The organism is Vibrio sp. Y2-5 (assembly GCF_014596725.1).
Classification (GTDB): Bacteria; Pseudomonadota; Gammaproteobacteria; order Enterobacterales; family Vibrionaceae; genus Vibrio.
On sequence record NZ_JACVEG010000001.1, the window covers coordinates 195,984 to 219,769 of the forward strand.

A 23,786-nucleotide genomic window follows, 5' to 3' on the forward strand; every position below is an offset into this window, starting at 1 on the left:
ACGAGGATTAAAAGCCGCCGAAACAGAGATACTTAACGTTTAAATATTCATCGATGCCTTGTTTGGCACCTTCACGGCCAAAGCCCGATTGTTTTACGCCGCCAAAAGGAGCTACTTCATTTGAAATTAGCCCTTCATTGATGCCAACCATGCCATATTCAAGTTTTTCCGCGATGTTGAAGGCACGTTTGATATTTTCGGTATAGAAGTAACTTGCCAGACCGTAGATAGTGTCATTGGCTTTTTCGACCAGTTCCTGGTCATGAGAGAAGCGAATGATCGGAGCGACAGGGCCAAAAAGTTCGGTTTGGGTAATATCCATGTCTTGAGTTACTTCAGTCAGAACGGTTGGCTGAACAAACAGCCCTTGCTCTGATTTACCACCCAGAACGATTTTTGCACCTTGTTTAACGGCATTATCGATATAGCCAAGAACACTCTTCTTCGCTTTGATATCCACTAGCGGTCCAATGTTAACGCCCGGTTCAAGGCCGTTGCCCATTTTTAACTCAGCAACCGCAGCGGTGAATTTTTCGACGAACTGCTCGTAAATACCATCTTGTACATAGAAGCGGTTAGCACACACACAGGTTTGTCCTGCGTTGCGGAATTTAGAAGCAATTGCTCCTTTTACTGCCTGCTCAACATTGGCATCGTCAAAGACGATGAATGGTGCATTACCACCCAATTCCATTGATGTACGTTTAATGGTATCCGCACATTGATTGATCAGATTTCGACCCACTTCGGTTGAGCCTGTAAATGACAGCTTTTTGATATCTTCATGAGTACAAAGAATTTCACCCACAGCCACAGAAGAGTGGTTGTTCACTATGATCAGCAAGTCTTTTGGCAAACCAGCCTGATAGGCGAGTTCTGCTGCTGCGTAGGCAGAAAGTGGCGTCTGATTTGCTGGTTTCACAATGAAACTACAACCTGCAGCTAAAGCAGGGGCGGCTTTACGGGTAATCATTGCAATTGGGAAATTCCAAGGTGTAATGGCTGCCGCGATACCAATAGGTTGTTTTATCGTCATCAGGCGTTTATCGCCGGTAGGTGAAGGAATGGTCTCGCCGTAAACGCGTTTACCTTCTTCTGCAAACCACTGAATAAATGATGCGCCGTACATCACTTCCCCTTTTGCCTCTGCTAAAGGTTTGCCTTGTTCAAGAGTCATGATACGAGCCAAATCATCAGCATTCTGTACCATCAAATCGTACCAACGCTTCAGAATCACTGAACGCTCAGCAGCCGTTTTTTGCTGCCAGAGGATTTGAGCTTGTTTCGAATCTTGTATTAACGAGTGAATGGTTTGTGTATCTACTGACGGGATATAAGCAAGAACTTCATCAGTCGCTGGGTTAATGACAGCAATCGCTTCGTCACTCTCAGGACAAGTCGCATTAAGGAGTGATTTGTTAATGATTTGGTCCATGTTTGTGTCTCTTTTGTAGTCTGTTGTATGCATAGTAGTCTCAAAACTCAGCGTCATCTAAGTACCAGTTGTGTCAAAACTGTGGTACCAGACGTTGAGTTTGCTTGTGCTTTGATACTAGTGATGCTTAAAAAAGTTCGCAGCCCTCTGGAAGAGATAGGAAAGGGCTGCGAACAATTGGAAGTTAGAGTGCGATCATGACGTGTTTGGTAACCAGATAGTCAGAGATAGCTTCTGCTGACAGGTCCTTACCAAAACCAGATTGTTTAAAGCCGCCATGTGGGGTTTCAGAGGTTAAAGGTAGATGATCATTAACCCATACGGTGCCAAAAGTTAAATCACGGGTGAAACGCATCGCTCTGTGAACGTCTTTTGTAAAGACTGAAGAGGCGAGACCATATTTCACATCGTTTGCCATCTTCAGCGCTTCGTCATCGGTTGAGAATTTTTGAATCGTTAGTACGGGACCAAAGATTTCTTCCTGAACAATTTCGGAATCCTGATCAACATCGGCAATCAGTGTCGGGCAGAAATAATGTCCCGGTTGTTTCAGTGAAATGCCACCGACTAGGATGGTTGCACCGGCTTGTTTAGCTCGCTCAACAAACCCTTCAACAGTTTGTTTGTGCGCTTCAGAGATCATTGAACCAATCATGGTGTCACTGGCAAATGGGTCGCCAATTTTGAAATTTTTGGTTGCTTTAACCAAAGCTTCTACCGTTTGGTTATAGATAGATTCGTGGATTAGAACTCGTGTTGCTGCCGTGCAATCCTGACCAGAATTCAGAAACCCACCCACAGTGGCTTTTTCCGCAACCAAATCGATATCGGCATCTTCAAATACGATTAAAGGTGCTTTGCCACCTAGTTCCAGATGAACACGTTTTAAGGTATCTGCGGCAGATTTCATTACCGCTTTACCAGTTCGGCTTGAACCTGTCAGGCTGACCATTTGTACATCAGGGTGTGATGTCAGAGCTTCGCCCGGAAGGCTGCCGCCACTTAGGATATTAAGCACGCCATCCGGAAGACCTGCTTGTTTTGATATTTCCCCCAGAAGAAGTGAAGTTCTTGGCGTGATTGGAGCTGGTTTTAAAATGGAAGTACAACCTGCCGCTAAAGCTGGGCCGATTTTCCAGATGGCCATTAGTAACGGGTAGTTCCATGGTGCAATTCCTACCGTGACTCCGCAAGGTTCTCTTCTTAATATAGAAGTATAACCTTCAGCATATTCGCCAGCGGCTGCGCCATGTAAATCACGAGCCGCGGCTGCAAAGAAGCGTAAGTTGTCGATCGCAAAAGGTACATCACCGCCCGCGCTGACAAACTCATAAGGTTTGCCGGTATCTTCTGATTCAATACGAGCAAACTCTTCACTACGAGCTTCAATTAAATCTGCCATCTTAGCCAGTACCGCTGAGCGTTGTGCTGGCGTTTTCTTAGACCAGCGACCATCTTCGAATGCCGTTTTCGCCGCTGCTACCGCTAGATTGACATCTTCTAGGCCTGCATTGGGGACAGTATCAATAATTTCCCCTGTTGCGGGGTTCTCAACATCTAACACTGCTCCACTAATTGCGTCGCAAGCTTGTCCGTTAATCCATAGTTTGTAAGTCATCTTAAAATCCTTTTTGGCTGGTTTGTTGCGGTGAGCTCTTCTTTAACAGCTTGTGCAACAGCCCCGGATATCATCCGGGGCGCTAGTAATTAAGCGTAAGCAAAGCCCAAAGCTAGGAAGGCGCATACCGCTAATACGGCACCTAGTAAGGCGTATGGGAACTGCGTGAAGGCATGAGACATTGGTGAGCAACCTGAACCTTGAGCTGCCAATATTGACGAGTCACTGAAGAAACATGAGTGGCTACCAAATGATGACGCGGATAATAGTGCTCCAATAACGAGCGGCATATGAACATCAAGGTGCTGTGCGATTGGCACTACGATTGGAATAGCGATAACAAACACGCCCCAACTTGAAGCTGTACCGAATACAATCAGTGCCAGAAGAACAAATACGATAGCAGGGTAAGTTGCCTGATTAAGATAAGGTGTCACCGATTCTATGATGTATTGAGTCATCCCCAGAGAATCATTGATCTCTTTAAGTAAGAAGCCACCGATTACTGTAGAAAGAGGGTAGAGCATGGTGTTGAAGCCTTCGAAAAGGGCGTCAACTTGCTGCTCAAGAGATAAAAGACCTTGCATGTAGTAAAGAAGAATAGTGATAGCACTAGTAATGATTATGCCTTTTAAAAGGTCTATATCGTAGTAAACCGTAGACGCTACCAGCAAAGCCACAGGGAAAAAGAAATTAAATAGCTGAACATTCATGCTTAAGTTCTTTTTCGCTTTTGATTTGCTCTTTAGCTCTTCACCCTGGAAATCAGGTGGTACAGGCTGGCCGTTTTTAGCGCGTTGTTCTGCTTTTTTCATTGGACCGAAATCACCAATGATGCCAGCAGCAACAAGTAATGCGATGATAAGTGCAATCCAAGCGTATGCCATAAAAGGAATTGACGATACGTACAGGCTCATACCTTGAGATTCTTCTGCAACATTACTTTCTTCCAGTAAGCCAGCGAAGAATACTGCCCAAGTTGAAATTGGCACGATAACGCACATCGGAGCCGCTGCTGAGTCAATCAGGTATGCCACTTTTTCTCGTGAAACTTGGTAGAAATCGGTGAGTTTTTTCACTGACGATGAAACTGCAAGACAGCTTAAGTAATCATCAATAAATATCACCCCACCAAGTACAACAGTGGCGATAGTTGATTGACGGCGGGATTTGATTTTGGTTTTTAACCACTCAGTAAACCCATCTAAACAGTTGCTGATTTCAAGTATTCGAATGAACCCACCCATCAATCCACAGACCAGAACGATCCATACAATGGTTTCGTCGCCCATGACGTTAGAAATATTTTCAGCAAGCGGAGAAATAAGATTGTCTGGGCTAAGCATGATGAGGCCAGCAACAGCGCCAGCGAGCATAGATTCAAATGGTCGGCGAGACCAAATAGCGATAGCCAGAACAGAAAGTGTTGGGAGGATGGATTTCCAGCCCCAAGGCGTTCCTTCTTCATGGGTGTTGGATAGTAACCAGAATACGGCAAATAGAGCGACAGTCATTACCACCGTCATAAATGGTTTACTGGAGTACATGTCTTTGATCGACGTATTGAGGTCGGTTTCGCTACTTATTTTGTCGACGGGGACGTCTTTTATTGTATCGCTGATATCTGTCATAAATATTTCCCTATATTTAGAAACGCTCATTTTTATTGGATTACTCGGACAAAAGAAGGGCTTCCAATACCAAACTTTTGCTGGCCGTTATTCATGTGAATTTGCAAAAGCGGGCATGTATATATGCCCGCTAGCTTGATTAGAATGATTTCATTACGTCTTCGAGTTCGACTAAGAATTTGTCGATGAGGTCGTAAGAGATGTTTAGAGCTGGTTCTATACGAACGACTTCTGAATTGTTCAGGGTACCTGCAATCAGAATTCCGCGTTTAAATAATCCGGAAACGACTTTAAAACCCACTTTGTCATCGGCGAACACCATACCCAGCAGAAGCCCTTTACCCGTTACGTCTTTAAGCACTTCCGGATATTGCTTTTGCAGTTCACCAAGTTTACGTTTTATGTATTCGCCTTTATCTGCAGCTTGACCTGCGAGGTCTTCTTCAAGCAGTACAGATATTTGTGCCAGAGCCGCTGCACAAGCAATAGGGTTTCCACCTGTAGTGGTTGTGTGCATGAATGGGTTTGGCTCAAGTACTTTCCACACTTTTGCACTGGCAAAGAAGCCAGACATTGCAATCACACCGCCACCTAGGGCTTTACCAAAGCACATGATGTCAGGAGTTACGTTCCAGTGGTCAACACCGAATAGTTTACCGGTACGGCCAAAGCCAGTCTGAACTTCGTCAGCGATAAGCAGAACTTCATATTTATCACAGATTTCACGTAGACGTGGCCAGTAATCATCAGGTGGAACAATGGCGCCAGCTTCACCTTGAATCGGTTCTGCAATCACAGCAGCAATGCCATCACCCACTTCAAGCGCGGCTTGTAATTGTGCCTCTACTGCATCTGCGTCTCCGTAAGGAACGTGTCTCACTCCGTCTAAAAGACGACCAACAGGTTCGCGATACACTGATTTACCAAGCAGTGACAGAGCACCAAGAGATTTACCGTGGAATGCTTTCAATGTTGAAATAAAGCCTTTTTTGCCGGTATACATTTTGGCAAGCTTCATTGCACCATCGACTGCTTCTGTACCTGAGTTGGCAAAGAATCCATATTGAATATCGCCCGGTGTTAATTTCGCGATAACTTTCGCCAGATGCGCACGCAATGGATCGAGCATTTCCTGGCTGTACTGAGGGCTACGATCTAACTGTGCTTTTGCTGCAGCAACAATTTTCGGGTGACGGATACCTGGTGAGTACAAACCAAATCCACCTAACATGTCGATGAATTCGCGTCCCAGTACATCTTTAAGAATGGAACCTTGTCCTGACCAGTCTGTTAACGCAATGCCTTCGGTTTCAGTTACTGACTTGCGATATTCTAAAAATCCTTTATTGATATGGTTTTTGAAGTTGTCATACGTGCTTTCAGCAATCCACGTTCGTTCTTCATTATTGATGTCTTGTTCGTTTTTAGAAAGCAGATTAATCATTTTGCTTGCTTCTAAAAACGCATCATCGATGTTGCGTTTTGACATGTCCATTTTGTCTACCTTTTACTTTCTATTGAGTTAACTTTTGCATTCTTATGCAGTAATTCCGTGTCTTTTTTTAACTTAGCCAGTAAATTAGATGATGAAAAATGGGTTATTATCATATTTCTATGAATAATATTCATAACATGGAAGGTTGCTGTGAATCTGGACTTAAATCAGCTAAGGATACTCATCGCGTTAGATGATGAACGGAATATGACTAAAGCTGCCAAACGCCTTTATGTCAGTCAGTCGGCTGCAAGTCATAACTTGGCAAAGCTGCGGGATAGATTTAATGATCCGCTTTTCGTACGAACCAGTCGAGGTATGGAGCCAACACCATTCACAGTAAATATGTTGCCGTTACTGAGAATGGGGGTTACAAACATAGAACGTGCAGCAGATATGCAGTCAACGTTTGATCCTCTGGCTGATGCACATACTTTTTACATCGGTGCTTGTGACTATTTTGAATTTGTTGCCATGCCTTTGCTTGCTGAGGCGTTTGTAGAAAAAGCACCGAATATTCGATTGTCCATCGATATTAATTCTGAGCACGTAAAAATGGACAGGGTGGAAAGCGGGCGCTTAGACATGCACGTTGGAGTGGATGATTTACCCGTTGCTGTGTCCCACAATTTTAATCGTTGGGACTGGATTTCAGACCGTTATGTCGCTGTGGTACCGAAGTGGCGTAATATTCCAGATAAACTCTCAACAATAGAGTTTGCTAGTGAGAGTCAACTTCACTTGCCTATTACTTCTAATGCGTCAGATGTGATTGATAATTGGCTTCATGATCAAAGTCTTTATCGCAATATACATATGGTCACACAGAGTTATGTTATCGGTGGGATGATAAGCGCCAGAACTGGTATGTTATTCCCTGTCCCTGTTAGGGTTGCTCATTTACTGACTGAGATGATACCGCTGAAGGTGATAGAGCTTCCGGAAGATATTCCACCGTTGGAGCTAAGTATCATTACTCACAAACTATACGATTACCAAGAATCTATACAGTGGATGATTTCTCAAGTATTAGCGATTCGGTGATGCTTGTATTTCACTGAAATATTCATTTTGAGTAGCATAAAAGCTTGTAGATGGTTAGGTAATTAACTTTTCTCTCCCTAGAACTCTATTGGTACCAGCGAAGAAGTTGGCGCTGGTACCATAACAACTTCACCTCTGGCACTGTCCCATTCCAAATCCGTTCTTCATATTTAGCTAAGACATAATTCGCTAACAAAAGTGTAACAATGTGAGAAAGAGGGATTTCTTATGCTAGGAATGAAAGGAAACAAATTTACTAAAGCAGTATTGGCAGCAGCCATTGGTGTCAGTGCTTTGGTTACTTCAACAGCTAGCATGGCTGCTGAATATAACTGGCGTTTTGCTAACCTTTATGGCCGTGGTACTGCATTTGGTGAGGTTTATGAAGACTTGGCTAAAAACATTGAAACCATGTCAAATGGTCGAATTGCAGTACAGGTACTTTATTCTGGAGAGGGTGTGGGAACCAGCGGCATTCTAAGCGCCGTGAAGTCGGGGCTTATTACTATGGGGGCACCATTTCAACCCATGCATGCCGGTGAATTTCCTGCGGGCGTTGTAGAAGTTGGCTTACCAGGTGGTACTTCTGATGTGGCAGAGCTGACAACACTGTTCCACGATAAAGGCTTCGGTAAAGTGATGGAAGAAGCATACGCTTCACAAGGTTTAACATGGTTAGATCCTTACATTCAGCCTCCTGTTTATATCATTACTAAAGAACCTATCAATTCAGTTGAAGATTTTAAGGGTTTAAAAATCCGAGCGCCGGGCGCGTACGGCAAATTCTTACGTAATCTTGGCGCATCCCCTGTGTCCCTAGCATGGAGTGAAATTTACACTTCACTAGCTACGGGTGTTATCGATGGATCTATCGGCTCAAACATGATTGATCATCGTGACGGTAACCACGTAGAAGTTGCGAAATATATGTACCCAGTACCGCTTGCTGGTGCTCAGGTTCTGCCTATTGTCGTCAATCAAAAAGAGTGGAAGAAACTTCCTGTTGATTTACAAGCCATTGTAAAAGCGGCAACGGCTGTACATGCTCAAGAGCAAATGTCGAAATCTAAGTTGTGGGAGTCTCAAGCGGTTGCTGAAATGGAAGCAAAAGGTTTGAAGTGGAGTCCTCAGCCATCTGAAGAAGATATTACAGCGTGGAAAAATGCAGGTCTGACATTGGCAAAAGAGTACGCGGGTGAAGACAAATACTCGAAACAACTTGTTGAGATTTTAGAACAAGAATAATGGATTTAATCAGGTGGGCTTCGTAAGGGGTTCACCTGTTTTTTTAGGGAAAATAGTTATGATGGAAGCCCTTCTACTGAAGTATTGCCGGTTCATAAAGTACATTGTCGGCTTAATTGGACGTTCGGTCTCTTATCTACTTCCGGTGTTGGCGGCGATTGTTTTTTACGAAGTATTTGCACGTTACATCTTAGGTAAACCGACAATCTGGAGTTACGACACATCATTGTTCTTATTTGGCTACATTTCTGCGTTAGGCGGTGCATACGCCCAGCAAAAAGAAGCGCATATCAATGTGGATATTCTTTACGCTAAAGTTTCTGAAAAAACGCGTCGTGTTTTTGATCTATTTACCGGGATGATTGCTATCGGTTTTCTGGCAGTTATGGCTAAAGTTTGTGGTGAAATGTTTCTGGAAAGCCTCAAGTTTGGTTACAAAACGCAAAGTGAGTGGGCGCCTTCAATGCATCACTTCTGGTTAATGATTACCGTGTCTTCAGTGATTTTTATCCTTCAATATTCAACAGAGTTAATTTCTAACTTGTTCTTTTTGATCAAAGGCCGCGAACTGAATGGAGATATTCACCAACATATAGCGTTGGAAGAGCAGCCGTTTAAGGTTGATAGCGACCAATTAAATTCCGTTTTTGACAAGGAGAGCACAAATGGGAATTGAGATGTTAACCCTAGTCCTTTTGGGCTGCATTTTAGCTTCATTTGCTCTTGGTGCCCAAGTCGGCCTCGCACTGGGTGGAATCGCTATGGGGGTTGGCTATTTAGTTTGGGGGGAGGCGTTATTTAATATTATCCCGACGACTGTTGAGAGCACCTTTTTTAACTTCATACTTCTAGCTATCCCTCTCTATATCTATATGGGACAGATCCTTACTCGTTCTGGTATCGGTGATGCGATGTTTAATGCCAGTCAACTGATGATTGGCCGTGTGCGAGGTTCTCTGGCAATTAGTGTTATCGGTGTATGTTCCATGATTGGCGCTATGGTTGGAATTATTGGCGCGGGCATTATGACGTCCAGCAGTATTGCATTAAAACCTATGCTTGACCGTGGCTATGATAAGAAACTGGCTCTAGGCGTGATTATGGCTGGTGGATCTTTGGGGATTTTGATTCCACCAAGCATTCCCATGATAATGTTTGCCTCGGCGACTCAAAACTCAGTAGGTAAAATGTTCCTTGGTGCTATGGTGCCGGCATTAATTACGATTGTTTTATTGATCAGTTATGTAGTCATTAGCTGCAAAATTAAGCCAGAACGTGCACCATTTGATTCTGATTGTGACATTGAAATCCCCAAAGGGTACCAGTTGTTCAAAACGATTCGTGATGGAGTCTCTTCATTTGCTCTGATTGTTGTGGTGCTGGGAAGTATTATCGCTGGTATTGCGACACCAACTGAATCCGGTGCTCTAGGCGTGGCTGGCGCCATTCTGTTATCTATTCTATTTAAGCGGTTTAAACCTGAAATCCTAATGAAGTCAGGTATGCAAACGGCGATGCTAGTCAGTGTTGCTATGTGGATAATATTAGGTGCTTCTGTGTTCAGTAATTTTCATTTGCTGATGGGGATACAGGGAATGGTGTCAGGATTTACTCGTGATCTTGATTTACCGCCTATCGTTATCATTATGATGTTTCAGGTTATCATGCTGCTTTTGGGATTCATTATCGATGAATTCATCATTGTATTGATGTGCGCTCCCATTTTCACACCAGTAGCGGTGGCTCTTGGCTATGACCCTATTTGGTTTGGCGTATTGATGATTTTGAATATTGTTATTGCTGTACAAACGCCACCTTATGGCTTTGCCCTATTTTATTTAAAAGGAATAGCGCCAAAAGGTGTGACGATGATGGATCTGTATAAGTCAGTTACTCCGTTTATATTGGTTCAATTGCTAGTGCTTATCATCTGTATGTTATTTCCAGATATTGTCACTTGGCTACCTAATAAAGTGATGGCTTGATTCCCCCCACATTCATAGAGTGCTCATGCTCTGCCTAAGATGAAAGTTCGTAGGTAGAGCATTTTTATAAACACTACATTGTATTAGTGGAAACGGTGTTTATAAGCAAAATTATCCACCTGCCTATGATTTCCCTTGCATAATCTTTCATCAGTTGTTTTGAAATCAAAATGAATTCGGTCTGGAATTTGTGATCTGATGTCTTTATAATCTGCGCCCAATCGTTTACGCAACCGTTTACTTTTTACCTTTATTAGGACTCGATCATGCTGGAAAGGCTATTTAAACTCAGTGAAAACCGCACAAACGTGCGTACTGAGATCATTGCAGGGGTAACTACGTTCCTGACAATGGCTTACATTATTTTTGTGAACCCTGCCATTTTATCTGCAACAGGCATGGATCAGGGCGCAGTATTTGTGGCGACCTGTTTGGCTGCGGCTATTGGCTGTTTCATTATGGGCTTCGTCGCTAATTACCCAATCGCGCAAGCTCCAGGAATGGGGTTGAACGCATTCTTTACCTATTCTGTTGTTTTAGGTATGGGTTATACATGGCAAGTGGCTCTAGCAGCAGTATTCTGCTCTGGTGTGCTTTTCATCATATTGAGCTTATTTAAGATTCGTGAATGGATCATTAACTCAATTCCAATGTCTTTAAGAACAGGTATCTCTGCAGGTATCGGTTTGTTCTTAGCATTTATTGCACTGCAAAACGCGAAAATCGTTGTAGATAACCCTGCGACACTGGTTTCTGTTGGCGATTTTACCAGTCTTTCTCCAGTACTAGCTGCAGTAAGCTTCTTCCTGACAATTGGTTTGGTTAACCGTGGCGTAAAAGGCGCGGTAATGATTGCAATTCTATTAACTACTGGCCTAGGACTAATTTTCGGTGATGTTCAATGGCATGGTGTTATGTCTGCGCCACCAAGTATTGCTCCTACTTTCCTACAACTGGATTTCTCTGGTGTATTTGAAATCGGCATGATTTCAGTTATTTTTGCTTTCCTATTCGTTGACCTTTTCGACACTGCCGGCACACTTGTTGGTGTTGCAACTAAAGCAAATCTAATTGGTAAAGATGGCAAGATTCCACGCCTGAATAAAGCGCTGCTTGCAGACTCTACTGCAACTTCAATTGGTGCACTGCTTGGTACTTCAAACACGACTTCTTATGTAGAGAGTACAGCTGGTGTGGCTGCGGGTGGACGTACAGGTTTAACTGCAGTTGTCGTTGGCATTTTGTTCCTTCTTGCATTATTCTTCTCGCCATTAGCGGGGATGATTCCTGCTTATGCGACAGCGGGTGCTTTGTTCTACGTAGCGATTCTTATGATGTCTGGTCTTGTCAGTGTTGATTGGCGAGATCTCACAGAAGCAGCTCCAGTAGTGGTAACGTGCTTGCTTATGCCTCTGACTTACTCTATCGCCGAAGGTATTGTATTAGGTTTCATCTCTTATACGGCTATCAAAGTATTGAGCGGTAAAGGTCGTGAAATTTCAGTTAGCGTGTGGTTTATGACTGCAATCTTCCTGGCTAAGCTGATTTTCGCGTAACATTTTAATGGGCGTTGTGAGGTTCACCACGCATCACATGTATTAAATTAGGTTTATTACAATGAGCAAAAAATTCGTTATCACTTGGGACAATATGCAGAACTATTGTCGTGAACTCGCTGAGCTTCAAATGCCTGCAGAACAATGGAAAGGTATCCTAGGTGTTAGCCGCGGTGGTTTAGTACCAGCAGCTATTCTTGCTCGTGAACTGGGCATTCGCTATGTAGATACAGTATGTATTTCTAGCTATGACCATGATCACCAGCGCGATATGAGTGTACTAAAAGCTCCTGAGCATGACGGAGAAGGCTTCCTGATCGTTGATGATCTAGTAGATAGCGGCGATACAGCACGTAAGATCCGTGAAATGTATCCAAAAGCTAAGTTCGTGACTGTATGTGCTAAACCAGCAGGTAAAGATTTGGTTGATGAGTACATCGTAGATATCGAACAAGACACTTGGATTGAGCAACCTTGGGATATGCAACTGTCTTTTGTTGAGCCAGTGAATCGCAAGCGCAAATAAACCTAGATTGTTATTGTTTAAAAATAGCTTTTGCTTAAAAAATAGCATTTACTCAAAGATGACCCTTTCATGGGTCATTTTTTTTATTACTATATGAATCCAATAGATGGTTCGTTGAGCGAGACTGGGTTATGTCTGAAGAAGATAAAAATATTAATTTGTCAGAGACGTTGTTTGTAAAGCGTAAGCAAGCGAAAGAAACATCAGCACTGACTCAATACATGCCTAGTAACATGGAGTTTTTACAGCAGAAGAAGCAGCAAGAAGGATACTCTTGGTATCGTAATGTGCGCCGTCTGCAATGGGTGTGGCAAGGTTTGAATCCTATTGAACAAGAGGAAGTACTATCTCGTATAGCTTCGTCTACACACTCACGTACCGATGATGATTGGCTCGATACGGTGATGGGTTACCACAATGGTAACTGGACATTTGAGTGGACACGCCTTGGTATGCAACATCAGAAAACCGCTGCAGCATTAGAAGGTGATGTTGCAGCGGAAGAGCTCTTTAAAGCATCTCTTTGCTTTAGTATTGCTGGCTATCCGCACCTGAAAAATGACAATTTGGCGTTGCAGGCCCAAGTATTAGCCAATAAGGCTTATTCTGATGCGGCTAAGTTAACCAAATACATCGTTAAGCAACTGGATTTCACCTATCAAAATAAGAAGTTCTCTGGTTACTTACATCTAACTAATACTGATAAACCTCACCCAGTAGTGATAGTGAGTGCAGGATTGGATAGCTTACAAACCGATATGTGGCGTTTGTTCCGTGATTATCTGGCAAAGCACGATATCGCGATGTTGACCATCGATATGCCCTCTATCGGTCACAGTTCTCAGTGGCCACTAACCGAAGATACTTCCTGTCTGCACCAAGCAGTGATCAACCAACTGGGAGACATCCCTTGGGTTGACCATTTCTGTATTGGTTTAATTGGTTTCCGTTTTGGCGGCAACGCTATGGTACGTTTGTCGTTCTTAGAGCAAGAAAAAGTCAAAGCCTGTGTCGCTATTGGTGCCCCTCTCCATGATGTGTGGACATCACCGACCAAACTTAAACAGATGCCTAAAATGTATCTTGATGTATTGTCATCAAGACTAGGCAAGGATGTGGTGGATATTGATAGTTTATCTGGACAATTGAAGGCTTGGTCGCTGAAAACACAAGGCTTCCTAAGCAGTCGACGTACGAAAGTACCAATTCTAGCTCTAGGGTTAGAAGGAGATCCTGTCTCGCCACATTCAGACAACCAACTTGCGGCGATTTTTAGTCAAGGTGGCAAAGCTAAACAGATAAAAAGCAAAACAATTTCACAAGGATATGAGCAATCCCTCGATTTGGCGATAAAGTGGCTTCAAGAAGAACTCTGTAGGTGACATTTATCCTAAATTAGTTAAGAGTAATATTTGTACTAAATATATGCTTTCTAAGGCATATAAATAGTAGTGATATTTATTCTTATCGATGGAAATGGAGAATCCTATGCCGGAAGGGACGAAAAATCCAACGCACTACCGATTATTATCCGCATTTAAAGCAATTGGCCCTTATTTACGTGAAGGAAAATGTAAAGAAGGCAGCTATTTGTTTGACTGTCTCGCAGCCTGTGTGGATGACAAAAAGTCGCCAGAAAAACGTGAATTCTGGGGGTGGTGGATGGAACTAGACCAGACAGACACCGGATATGAGGCAAAATATCAATCGGGACGTTATAACTTAGCCGGGGATTGGGAATTGAAAACTATTCCTGCATCTGTGTTATCTGACGTTATCCAAAACCAAGAAGAGTTTCATAAGAAGCTAGAACAAACATTAGATGAGAGTTTCGGTTTAACGCTTTCTATGCATGAAGAATCAGCAGAATTTGTGTGATTTTAGCTATTTGAATGTTACTGAACGTAAAAGGTGCTATTTAGCACCTTTTTCTTCTTGTGCTCAGCGCGGTTGATTGCTAAAACATCTTCTCTTAACTGTTTTCAATTTGAAGAAGAAGGCATGAAAACGAATCAGCAAAGCGGAACTACAGCGCAAACAGTTGTTGTAAAACTAGGAACCAGTGTTCTTACCGGTGGCACTCTTGCACTTGATCGAGCTCATATGGTTGAGCTTGCTCGCCAGTGTGCAGAACTGAAAAAACAAGGCCACTCTGTGGTGATGGTATCTTCGGGTGCAATTGCAGCAGGCCGTGAACATTTAGGTTACCCCGCACTGCCCAACGCAATGTCGAGCAAACAGTTGCTTGCTGCGGTTGGACAAAGTCAGCTGATTCAAGTTTGGGAGTCACTGTTCGCTATCTACGGCATTAAGATTGGTCAAATGCTGTTAACTCGTGCCGACCTTGAAGATCGTGAACGTTTCTTAAACGCACGAGATACCATTAATGCATTAGTTGAACACGACATTATTCCTGTGGTTAACGAAAACGATGCGGTAGCGACCAGCGAAATCAAAGTAGGGGACAATGACAACTTGTCTGCTCTTGTCGGGATTTTGTGTGGCGCGGACAAACTTCTGTTACTGACTGATCAGAAAGGTCTGTTTACCGCCGACCCTCGCAACGATCCGAATGCGGAACTGATTAAAGAGGTTAAGACCATTGATGATACCTTGCGTAAAATCGCGGGTGGCAGTGGTACCACGTTAGGTACTGGTGGTATGGCAACCAAACTGCAAGCGGCTGATATTGCCCGCCGTGCAGGTATTGAAGTGATTATTGCCGCAGGTCGTGCTGAAAACGTAATCTTTGACTCTTTAAGTGAAGAACCTCAAGGAACTCGCTTCTTACCTTTAGAAGAGTCATTGGAAAATCGCAAACGCTGGATACTGGCGGGACCATCAGCTTCAGGCGATATCGTGATTGACGATGGCGCGGTGAAAGCGGTCAACGAAAAAGGCAGCAGCCTGCTTGCAAAAGGTGTTGTCAGTGTTCACGGTCAGTTTTCACGTGGCGAAGTGGTTCGAGTGACCAATAAGGCTGGAAAGCTTGTCGCGCGAGGTATCGCAGCATATTCAAATTCAGACCTGGCAAAAATTGCAGGCAAACACAGTAAAATGATTATCGACATCCTTGGTTATGATTACGGCTCAGAAGTCGTTCACCGAGATGATATGGTCGTGATCCAAGAATAAACCGAGGATAGGCATGGACTTAACTATTATGGGAAAAGCGGCGAAAGACGCGGCTTTTCAACTAGCAACAGCGACAACTGCACAGAAAAACCAAGCATTATCTATTATCGCAGATGAGCTTGAAGCTAATGCGGATGTGATTTTAAGTGCCAATGCGAAAGACATTGAGCTAGGCCGCGAAGCTGGGTTATCGGATGCACTATTAGATCGCCTGTTACTGAATAAAGAACGATTAACTGGCATTGCAAACGATGTGCGTAATGTTATTAGCCTCAATGACCCCGTTGGTAGTGAAATTGACAGCAAAGTGCTGGAGAACGGCATGTCTCTGTCTCGACGTCGTGTTCCGCTTGGTGTGGTTGGCGTTATTTACGAAGCACGACCAAATGTGACCATCGACATCGCCGCTTTATGTTTGAAAACGGGTAATGCATCTATTCTGCGTGGCGGAAAAGAAACCTTTTTCTCAAACATGGAGTTGGTCAAGGTTATTCAATCCGCACTAGAAAAAGCACAGTTACCCGCTGCCTCGGTTCAGTACATTGAAAAACCGGATCGTGAATTGGTTTCTCAGCTACTTAAACTGGATGATTACGTGGATATGATCATTCCTCGTGGTGGTGCTGGCTTGCATAAAATGTGTAAAGAAAACAGCACTATTCCAGTGATTATTGGTGGGTTTGGTATCAGCCATATTTACGTTGACCAAAGTGCTGACTTAGACAAAACCGTGGATGTAATTGAAAACGCGAAAGTGCAACGTCCATCGGCGTGTAACGCGTTAGATACACTATTAGTTCATCAGGATATCGCTCAATTACTGCTTGAGAAATTGATTGTGAAACTGAACGATAAAGTGACCTTTGTGGCAGAGCCGAAAGCGAAAGCTTTGATGCAATCGGCAGAAAAAATTCGCGATGCTCAAGACGGTGATTTTGATACTGAGTGGTTAAGTTACACCTTGGGTGTAAAAGTGGTTCAGAATGTGGATGAAGCCATTGACCATATGCGTGAGCATAATGCGAGCCACTCCGATGCCATTATGACCAATGATCTGTTCAACGCTGAAAAATTCATTAACTCAGCGGGCTCTGCGGCAGTGTATGTTAACGCTTCAACGCGTTTCACTGATGGTGCTCAGTTTGGTTTGGGCGCAGAAGTTGCTGTGTCGACGCAAAAACTGCATGCACGCGGACCAATGGGCTTGGAAGAGCTAACCAGTTACAAGTGGGTCGGTAAGGCGAATTACTTATCTCGTGCTTAATGACTCTTTTCGAACTGCAGTTATATTCTGTAATTTAAGCAATTAATCCATTGAAATGGGGCGTATAACGCCCCTTTTTGTTTTCTTAATATTAGTGATTCCTGTAAACTAGCCGAGGTTCCGTTTCGCTCGAAAAGTCAACGGAACCTTACTATGGAGGTGGTATGCATTGTCCTTTTTGTTCTGAAAACGATACGAAAGTCATCGATTCCCGTCTTGTGGCTGATGGACACCAAGTCCGTCGTCGTCGCCAATGTCTTGCATGTAGCGAACGTTTCACTACTTTTGAAACGGCAGAATTAGTGATGCCAAGAGTCATTAAGTCTAATGGTAATCGCGAACCTTTTGATGAAGAAAAAATGATTGGCGGCTTGCAACGAGCATTAGAAAAACGCCCTGTGAGCGCAGATTCTATTGAACTTGCGATAAGCACTATTAAATCCAAACTAAGAGCCACTGGTGAGCGAGAAGTGCCTAGCCAGCTAATCGGTAACCTTGTTATGGATGCACTGAAAGAATTAGATAAAGTTGCCTACATTCGTTTTGCTTCGGTTTATCGTAGCTTCGAAGATGTACGTGAATTTGGCGAAGAAATTGCCAAGTTAGAAGACTGATTTTCAGCGCTCGAAATTTCCTGAATAAGAATAGATGATGCCGAAGTTTACCCCTTTTGATCACCAAATGATGACGCGAGCGATTAAGCTCGCTCAAAAAGGTCGCTTTACGACTGCACCCAACCCCAATGTCGGTTGCGTGATTACCCAAGGCGAATCCATCGTTGGTGAAGGTTTCCATTACCGTGCAGGTGAACCTCATGCCGAAGTTCATGCTTTACGTATGGCAGGCGAATCCTCTCCCGGTGCAACAGCTTATGTCACTTTAGAGCCATGTTCTCATTACGGACGCACACCTCCATGTGCTGAAGGTTTGATTAACGCCGGCGTATCTAAAGTTATTTGTGCGATGCAAGATCCTAACCCTCAAGTGTCTGGTCGTGGTATTCAAATGCTACGTGATGCTGGTATTGAAGTGGAAGTTGGTTTGCTTGAAGCGGATGCGAAAGCGTTGAACCCTGCATTCATCAAACGTATGCAAACAGGCATGCCGTTTGTTCAACTAAAAATGGCCGCCAGCATGGATGGTCAAACCGCACTTGCTAACGGCAAGAGCCAGTGGATTACATCGAAACAGGCTCGTCAAAACGTTCAGAGTTATCGAGCTCAAGCTGGAGCAATACTGTCTACAAGTCAAACGGTTATAGATGACAATGCATCATTAACCGTGCGTTGGAATGAGCTGCCTGAAAGCGTAAAAGAACACTATCCTGAAGCAGAGTTGCGTCAACCCGCTCGCGTTATTTTAGACAGACAGAGTAAATTACACCCGCAGTTAGCGCTGTATGCTTCTCACTCACCGGTATTGCGAGTGAGCGAAGAAAATGCTGAAGTCACCGTTGATGTGAACCAATCTGGTCAGTTAGATTTGCGCCAAACATTTGCGACATTAGCCAAGACGCACAATATCAACCATATTTGGGTAGAAGCTGGAGCGACGCTTGCCAAATCTTTGCTTGAAGAGCAATTGGTTGACGAGCTTGTTTTGTATTTGGCACCTAAAATAATGGGTAGTGATGGTCGTGGTTTATTCGGCGCGTTTGGCTTAACGGATATGCAGCAAGTGCTGGATCTTGATATTACAGATTGCCGGCTGGTGGGCTCGGACGTTCGACTTGTCGCCGTACCTAAGCCAATAGAATCAAAAAGAAAAGATTAATCATATGTTTACTGGAATTGTCGAAGCGGTCGGCCAACTTACCGCAATCACACCAAAAGGCGAAGACGTCACCATTACTGTCAATGTTGGCAAACTGGATATGTCTGATGTTAAGTTAGGTGACAGTATTGCAACTAACGGTGTGTGTTTAACTGTCGTGGACTTTAATGACACGAGCTACAGCGCGGACCTATCGCTGGAAACACTGAAAAAGTCAGGCTTTGCCGATTACAAAGCGGGCGACAAGGTAAACTTGGAGAAAGCAATGTTACCAACCACGCGATTTGGTGGACACATTGTATCGGGTCACGTTGATGGTGTTGGTGAGATCGTCGAGCGCAATATCGTAGGCCGAGCTATCGAATTCTGGGTTGAATTACCTGAAGAACTGAATAAATACGTTGCAGAGAAAGGTTCAATTACCGTTGATGGTATTAGTCTGACCGTCAATGATTTACGCAAGAACGCATTTAAACTGACCATTGTTCCTCACACCACTCAGGAAACCACGATTGATTCGTTCCAAGTCGGACGAAAAGTGAATTTGGAAGTGGACGTATTAGCGCGGTACCTAGAGCGTTTACTGCTAGGAAGAGAGCAGGCAAAACAACCTGAATCTCGCTTGACGATGGAATTTCTGCAACAGAACGGTTTTGCTTAACTCTGTTCTACTTTAACCCGATTGACTTAACGGAAGTCGCGCAAGCGGCTAACAATAGGATAAGAATAATGCCAATCAGCACGCCACAAGAAATTATTGAAGATATCCGCCTTGGTAAAATGGTTATCCTGATGGATGACGAAGACCGTGAGAACGAAGGTGACTTAATTGTTGCAGCGGAACACATCACGCCTGACATCATTAACTTTATGGCGACCCATGGCCGTGGTTTGATCTGTCTAACTATGACCAAAGAGCGTTGTGAGAAATTAGGCTTGCCACCGATGGTGCAAGACAACAACGCTCAGTACAGCACTGCTTTCACTGTATCGATTGAAGCGGCAGAAGGTGTAACTACCGGTATTTCAGCAGCAGACCGCGCTCGTACCGTTCAAGCGGCCGTGGCGAAAGATGCGAAAGCGTCAGATCTTGTGCAGCCGGGACATATATTCCCGCTGACAGCTCAAGATGGTGGTGTTTTAATTCGTGCTGGTCACACTGAAGCAGGCTGCGATTTGGCGCGCCTTGCTGGATTAGAGCCATCTTCTGTGATTGTCGAAATTCTTAATGATGACGGCAGCATGGCTCGTCGCCCTGATTTAGAAATCTTTGCAGAGAAACATGACATCAAGCTCGGTACTATCGCTGCACTGATTGAACACCGCAATAACACAGAAACGACGATTGAACGTGTAGCCAAGTGCAAACTGCCAACAGAATACGGTGAGTTTGAACTGATTACCTACCGTGACATCATCGATAACCAAGTTCATTTTGCGATGCAAAAAGGCGACGTAACGGAAAACGCTCCGCTGGTTCGTGTGCATCTACAAGATACCTTCACCGACATTCTTCACAGCAACAGAAGTGCTGACCGCAGTTGGACTCTGCAAAGTGCGATGAAACGCATTGCTGAAGAAGGCGGTGTGTTGGTCATTTTGGGTAATGAAGAATCGAGTGAGCTATTGGTTCACCGCATCAAAATGTTTGAACAGCAAGACAGCGGTGATGCTCCAGCCATGGCTAAGAAGCAGGGCACCTCACGTCGCGTAGGGGTGGGCTCGCAAATTCTTGCTGATTTGGGTGTTCGTGATATGCGCTTGCTCTCTTCACCAAACAAAAAATACCACGCGCTAGGTGGCTTTGGTCTGAACGTTGTTGAGTACGTTTGCGAGTAATCCAAAGCTAGGCGTTAAAATGAACCCGTAATAGATTTCTATTGCGGGTTAAATTTCATCATGATTTTTAAATCAAGTGATTGAATGTTGGTTATTCATAACCAAGCGAGCCAATTTCCATTAGATATAGCTCACAAACTTGTGCTAGAATCCGGCGATTCTCACTTGATGAACCAGAGTTAAAGGAAAGCTTATGAAAGTGATAGAAGGTGGTTTCCCAGCACCCAATGCAAAAGTAGCGATTGTGATTTCTCGTTTCAACAGTTTTATTAACGAAAGTCTATTGTCTGGTGCCATCGACACTTTGAAGCGTCACGGTCAGGTGAGCGACGATAACATCACAGTGGTTCGCTGCCCAGGTGCAGTAGAACTTCCTCTTACTGCACAACGTGTTGCAAAAACAGGTAAATTTGACGCTATCGTTTCTCTAGGCTCAGTGATCCGTGGTGGTACACCACACTTTGACTATGTTTGTAGTGAAATGAATAAAGGTTTGGCACAAGTGTCTATGGAGTTCAGCATTCCAGTGGCATTTGGTGTACTAACTGTTGATACAATCGATCAAGCTATTGAACGCGCAGGAACCAAGGCTGGTAATAAAGGTGCAGAAGCTGCACTAAGCGCACTTGAGATGATTAACGTTCTTTCTGAAATTGATTCCTAATGGGGGCCAGTGTGAAACCAGCCGCACGTCGTAATGCACGTCAATTTGCGCTACAAGCTATTTATTCGTGGCAAATTACTAAAGATAATGTTGCAACAATTGAAGAGCAATTTTTATCAAATGGTAAGTATGATGAAGAAGAGCATCACGCATCTGAACCAGCTTTAGCTGCGCCAGAAACTGACGTTGTTTATTTTCGCGACCTTTTAGCGGGTGTCGTGCTTAACCACATGGAACTTGATAGCAAGCTAAGACCTTTTGTGTCTCGCCCAATGCAAGATCTAGATATGATGGAGCTAGCATTGCTTCGCCTTGCAATGTACGAGATGACTCGTCGTGATGATGTACCTTATAAAGTTGTTATCAACGAAGCGATTGAGCTAGCGAAAGTATTCGCAGCAGAAGATAGCCATAAGTTTGTTAACGGTGTGCTTGATAAAGCAGCGCCGCACGTACGTAAAAAATCGTAATTCGATTTAGCATATAAAGGTCAGCAATTGCTGACCTTTTTTATATCGTAATTATCTGATGTCTATTCGACAGGATTGGAATGACCGAATGTTTGGTGAATTTAACCTAATCGATAAATATTTTTCTGCTCGTCAAACTCAGCGTAAAGATGTCCACCTTGCGCTTGGGGATGATTGTGCGATAGTAAAAGCGCCAGAAGGCGTACGTATAGCTATCAGTACAGATACCTTAGTCGCAGGTACTCACTTCTTAGCCGATGCAAATCCTGCTTGGGTTGCGCACAAAGCATTAGCTTCAAACATCAGTGATTTAGCGGCAATGGGAGCTACGCCTGCTTGGGTCTCAATGGCGTTAACTTTACCTTCTATTGATGAAGCTTGGCTCAAGCCATTTTGTGACGCTTTTTTCGAACTCGCGAATTACTACAATATCCAGCTTATTGGTGGAGATACCACTAAAGGCCCTCTCAGTATCAGTTTAACTGTGCAAGGGTTTGTTCCGGATAACCGGGCTTTGACCCGCTCGGGCGCAAAAGTGGGTGACTGGATTTATGTCACTGGTGAATTAGGTGACAGTCAGGCTGGGCTAAGTGTCATACTTGACGCTAAAAAAAGGCATGAACCTTTCGCTTTGGAACTGGAAAAAAGTCATTATATTTCTCATCCGAGAGTCTTGGCGGGGCAAGCTTTATTGAACGTCGCTTCGTCCGCGATTGATATTTCCGATGGTCTTATTGCAGATTTAAAGCATATTTTGAACCGTTCACAAGTTGGCGCCTCTATTGATACCAGTTTGCTGCCGATTTCCAAAGAGCTCATCCAATTCCTTGGTGATATCTCCGCAGCTCAAAAATGTGCTTTAACCAGTGGCGAAGAGTACGAGTTATGTTTTACGGTGCCAGAGCAGAATAAAGGTTCGCTTGAAAGTGTGCTCGCGCATACGGGAACCAAGGTAACCTGTATCGGTCAAATTCGACCTCATGGCACATTTGAGCTACACCACAAAGGTAACAAGCTGAATTGGTCATTGAAAGGATACGACCACTTTAAGGCTGATGTATAAGGTAGAAGTATGACGAACCCTAAATCACTTATTTCATTAAGTAATCCTTGGCATTTGCTGGCTACAGGTTTTGGAAGCGGCTTATCGCCAATCGTTCCTGGTACCATGGGAACACTGGCTTCAGTGCCATTTTACCTGCTGCTTGTGCAGTTACCTTTGTGGCTGTATGTATCCGTGGTAATTGTCGCCAGTATCGTCGGAGTTAAAATTTGCCAAATCACTTCCGATGACATGAAAGTGCATGACCATGGCTCGATTGTCTGGGATGAGTTCGCAGGCTTTTGGATCACTATGTTGGTAGTGCCTCTGTTTAACCTGCCTGTTTTCGATTGGAAATGGCTTGTGACAGGCTTTGTCTTGTTCCGCTTTTTCGACATGGTAAAACCTTGGCCAATTGGTTGGTTAGACAAGCGTATTCATGGCGGACTGGGTATTATGGTTGATGATTTAGTGGCGGGAGTGATGTCCGCCATCAGCCTTGGACTGATTGGCTATTGGGCGGGTTGGATGGTCTAATCTCTCGGTATTCTTGCTAGAAAAAATTAAGGTTCCCAATGGGAACCTTTTCTGCATTAAACCGCTGAGTTTACAGTTTTTCGAGGTCTGCTTCGATTTCCGCTATCTTGCTTGCTACCACTTTTTCCAAATGGCGAAGATCTTTCAATATCTTCTGTTTAACATCGATTTCTTCTGGTGTCTCATGTCGGGTTATCTTGTTGAGTTCATCAATAATCAACGTTAAGTTGCGGTTGATTTCTGTGATCTCTTTATATTGATGACTTCCACTGTCAACCAAAACGCTTTTTTTCTGCCTTGGGTATTTGAATTTTACACTTTTGGCGAATAATTCACCTTTTTGCTTCTTAAAGTAGATTTTTAACACATCTTTTTGCGCCTCTTGGCGTAAAGAGTAGCGTTCAATCTGGCTAGGATCATGAATTCCTAAGCCATTGAGGTGTGGAAACATAAGCGACCTCTAGGTTTGTGTTTTACATCAATTTTATAGGGTCTGAACAGTGTGAAATTTAGACAGACCCTGAGGT

The 23,786-nt window shown here is 43.8% G+C and carries 23 protein-coding genes; 18 read left to right on the plus strand and 5 right to left on the minus strand.

What is annotated here, in order from left to right:
• Positions 1-7: 7 nt before the first annotated feature.
• The 4 genes from HUO09_RS00815 to HUO09_RS00830 all read right to left on the minus strand — a co-directional run bounded on the left by HUO09_RS00815 (position 8) and on the right by HUO09_RS00830 (position 6,179).
• Entirely contained in the window at positions 8-1,435 is a 1,428-nt protein-coding gene (locus HUO09_RS00815; protein WP_188232719.1) for an NAD-dependent succinate-semialdehyde dehydrogenase, read from the minus strand.
• Between the two features lie 184 nt (positions 1,436-1,619).
• Entirely contained in the window at positions 1,620-3,053 is a 1,434-nt protein-coding gene (locus HUO09_RS00820; RefSeq protein WP_188232720.1) for an aminobutyraldehyde dehydrogenase, read from the minus strand.
• Between the two features lie 89 nt (positions 3,054-3,142).
• Positions 3,143-4,684 (minus strand): Na+/H+ antiporter NhaC family protein, encoded by a 1,542-nt coding sequence (locus tag HUO09_RS00825; RefSeq protein WP_188232721.1) that lies wholly within the window; start codon positions 4,682-4,684, stop codon positions 3,143-3,145.
• 139 nt (positions 4,685-4,823) lie between these two features.
• On the minus strand, positions 4,824-6,179 hold the full coding sequence (locus HUO09_RS00830) for a putrescine aminotransferase (RefSeq protein ID WP_223159269.1): 1,356 nt from the start codon (positions 6,177-6,179) through the stop codon (positions 4,824-4,826).
• A 150-nt stretch (positions 6,180-6,329) separates the two neighbouring features.
• On the opposite strand from HUO09_RS00830, the gene HUO09_RS00835 reads away from it, so the two are divergent.
• The 18 genes from HUO09_RS00835 to pgpA all read left to right on the plus strand — a co-directional run bounded on the left by HUO09_RS00835 (position 6,330) and on the right by pgpA (position 23,259).
• Positions 6,330-7,223, plus strand: a complete 894-nt coding sequence (locus HUO09_RS00835) for a LysR family transcriptional regulator (protein ID WP_188232722.1) — start codon at positions 6,330-6,332, stop codon at positions 7,221-7,223.
• A gap of 228 nt (positions 7,224-7,451) precedes the next feature.
• The gene (locus HUO09_RS00840) at positions 7,452-8,468 is read left to right on the plus strand and encodes a TRAP transporter substrate-binding protein (protein WP_188232723.1); all 1,017 of its coding nucleotides are present in this window, start codon (positions 7,452-7,454) and stop codon (positions 8,466-8,468) included.
• Between the two features lie 58 nt (positions 8,469-8,526).
• Positions 8,527-9,144: a TRAP transporter small permease subunit gene (locus tag HUO09_RS00845; RefSeq protein WP_188232724.1), complete on the plus strand. Its 618-nt coding sequence runs from the start codon at positions 8,527-8,529 to the stop codon at positions 9,142-9,144.
• Positions 9,134-10,453, plus strand: a complete 1,320-nt coding sequence (locus HUO09_RS00850) for a TRAP transporter large permease subunit (RefSeq protein WP_188232725.1) — start codon at positions 9,134-9,136, stop codon at positions 10,451-10,453. The genes HUO09_RS00845 and HUO09_RS00850 overlap by 11 nt, the downstream gene beginning before the upstream one ends.
• Positions 10,454-10,719: 266 nt before the next feature.
• Positions 10,720-12,009: an NCS2 family permease gene (locus HUO09_RS00855; protein ID WP_188232726.1), complete on the plus strand. Its 1,290-nt coding sequence runs from the start codon at positions 10,720-10,722 to the stop codon at positions 12,007-12,009.
• A gap of 61 nt (positions 12,010-12,070) precedes the next feature.
• Complete coding sequence (gene gpt, locus HUO09_RS00860) at positions 12,071-12,535, plus strand: xanthine phosphoribosyltransferase (protein WP_167413077.1); 465 nt, start codon at positions 12,071-12,073, stop codon at positions 12,533-12,535.
• Positions 12,536-12,666: 131 nt separating this feature from the next.
• Positions 12,667-13,917 (plus strand): esterase FrsA, encoded by a 1,251-nt coding sequence (gene frsA / locus HUO09_RS00865; RefSeq protein ID WP_167413076.1) that lies wholly within the window; start codon positions 12,667-12,669, stop codon positions 13,915-13,917.
• 106 nt (positions 13,918-14,023) lie between these two features.
• Positions 14,024-14,413: a sigma factor-binding protein Crl gene (gene crl / locus HUO09_RS00870; RefSeq protein ID WP_167413075.1), complete on the plus strand. Its 390-nt coding sequence runs from the start codon at positions 14,024-14,026 to the stop codon at positions 14,411-14,413.
• Positions 14,414-14,536: 123 nt separating this feature from the next.
• Positions 14,537-15,670: a glutamate 5-kinase gene (gene proB / locus HUO09_RS00875; protein ID WP_188232727.1), complete on the plus strand. Its 1,134-nt coding sequence runs from the start codon at positions 14,537-14,539 to the stop codon at positions 15,668-15,670.
• 13 nt (positions 15,671-15,683) lie between these two features.
• The gene (locus HUO09_RS00880; RefSeq protein WP_188232728.1) at positions 15,684-16,934 is read left to right on the plus strand and encodes a glutamate-5-semialdehyde dehydrogenase; all 1,251 of its coding nucleotides are present in this window, start codon (positions 15,684-15,686) and stop codon (positions 16,932-16,934) included.
• 164 nt (positions 16,935-17,098) lie between these two features.
• Positions 17,099-17,548 (plus strand): transcriptional regulator NrdR, encoded by a 450-nt coding sequence (gene nrdR / locus HUO09_RS00885; protein ID WP_167413072.1) that lies wholly within the window; start codon positions 17,099-17,101, stop codon positions 17,546-17,548.
• 37 nt (positions 17,549-17,585) lie between these two features.
• Complete coding sequence (ribD, locus tag HUO09_RS00890; RefSeq protein WP_188232729.1) at positions 17,586-18,707, plus strand: bifunctional diaminohydroxyphosphoribosylaminopyrimidine deaminase/5-amino-6-(5-phosphoribosylamino)uracil reductase RibD; 1,122 nt, start codon at positions 17,586-17,588, stop codon at positions 18,705-18,707.
• Between the two features lie 4 nt (positions 18,708-18,711).
• Positions 18,712-19,368: a riboflavin synthase gene (locus tag HUO09_RS00895; protein ID WP_188232730.1), complete on the plus strand. Its 657-nt coding sequence runs from the start codon at positions 18,712-18,714 to the stop codon at positions 19,366-19,368.
• A gap of 68 nt (positions 19,369-19,436) precedes the next feature.
• Positions 19,437-20,546: a bifunctional 3,4-dihydroxy-2-butanone-4-phosphate synthase/GTP cyclohydrolase II gene (gene ribBA / locus HUO09_RS00900; RefSeq protein WP_167413069.1), complete on the plus strand. Its 1,110-nt coding sequence runs from the start codon at positions 19,437-19,439 to the stop codon at positions 20,544-20,546.
• 193 nt (positions 20,547-20,739) lie between these two features.
• Positions 20,740-21,210: a 6,7-dimethyl-8-ribityllumazine synthase gene (gene ribE / locus HUO09_RS00905; RefSeq protein WP_042480155.1), complete on the plus strand. Its 471-nt coding sequence runs from the start codon at positions 20,740-20,742 to the stop codon at positions 21,208-21,210.
• Complete coding sequence (nusB, locus tag HUO09_RS00910; protein ID WP_042480152.1) at positions 21,210-21,680, plus strand: transcription antitermination factor NusB; 471 nt, start codon at positions 21,210-21,212, stop codon at positions 21,678-21,680. The genes ribE and nusB overlap by 1 nt, the downstream gene beginning before the upstream one ends.
• Positions 21,681-21,768: 88 nt before the next feature.
• Positions 21,769-22,743, plus strand: coding sequence for a thiamine-phosphate kinase (gene thiL, locus HUO09_RS00915; protein WP_188233174.1), 975 nt, complete (start codon positions 21,769-21,771; stop codon positions 22,741-22,743).
• Positions 22,744-22,752: 9 nt separating this feature from the next.
• The gene (pgpA, locus tag HUO09_RS00920; RefSeq protein WP_188232731.1) at positions 22,753-23,259 is read left to right on the plus strand and encodes a phosphatidylglycerophosphatase A; all 507 of its coding nucleotides are present in this window, start codon (positions 22,753-22,755) and stop codon (positions 23,257-23,259) included.
• Positions 23,260-23,329: 70 nt separating this feature from the next.
• On the opposite strand, the gene HUO09_RS00925 is transcribed toward pgpA, so the two are convergent.
• Positions 23,330-23,710, minus strand: a complete 381-nt coding sequence (locus tag HUO09_RS00925; protein WP_167413067.1) for a DUF3461 family protein — start codon at positions 23,708-23,710, stop codon at positions 23,330-23,332.
• Positions 23,711-23,786: the final 76 nt, after the last annotated feature.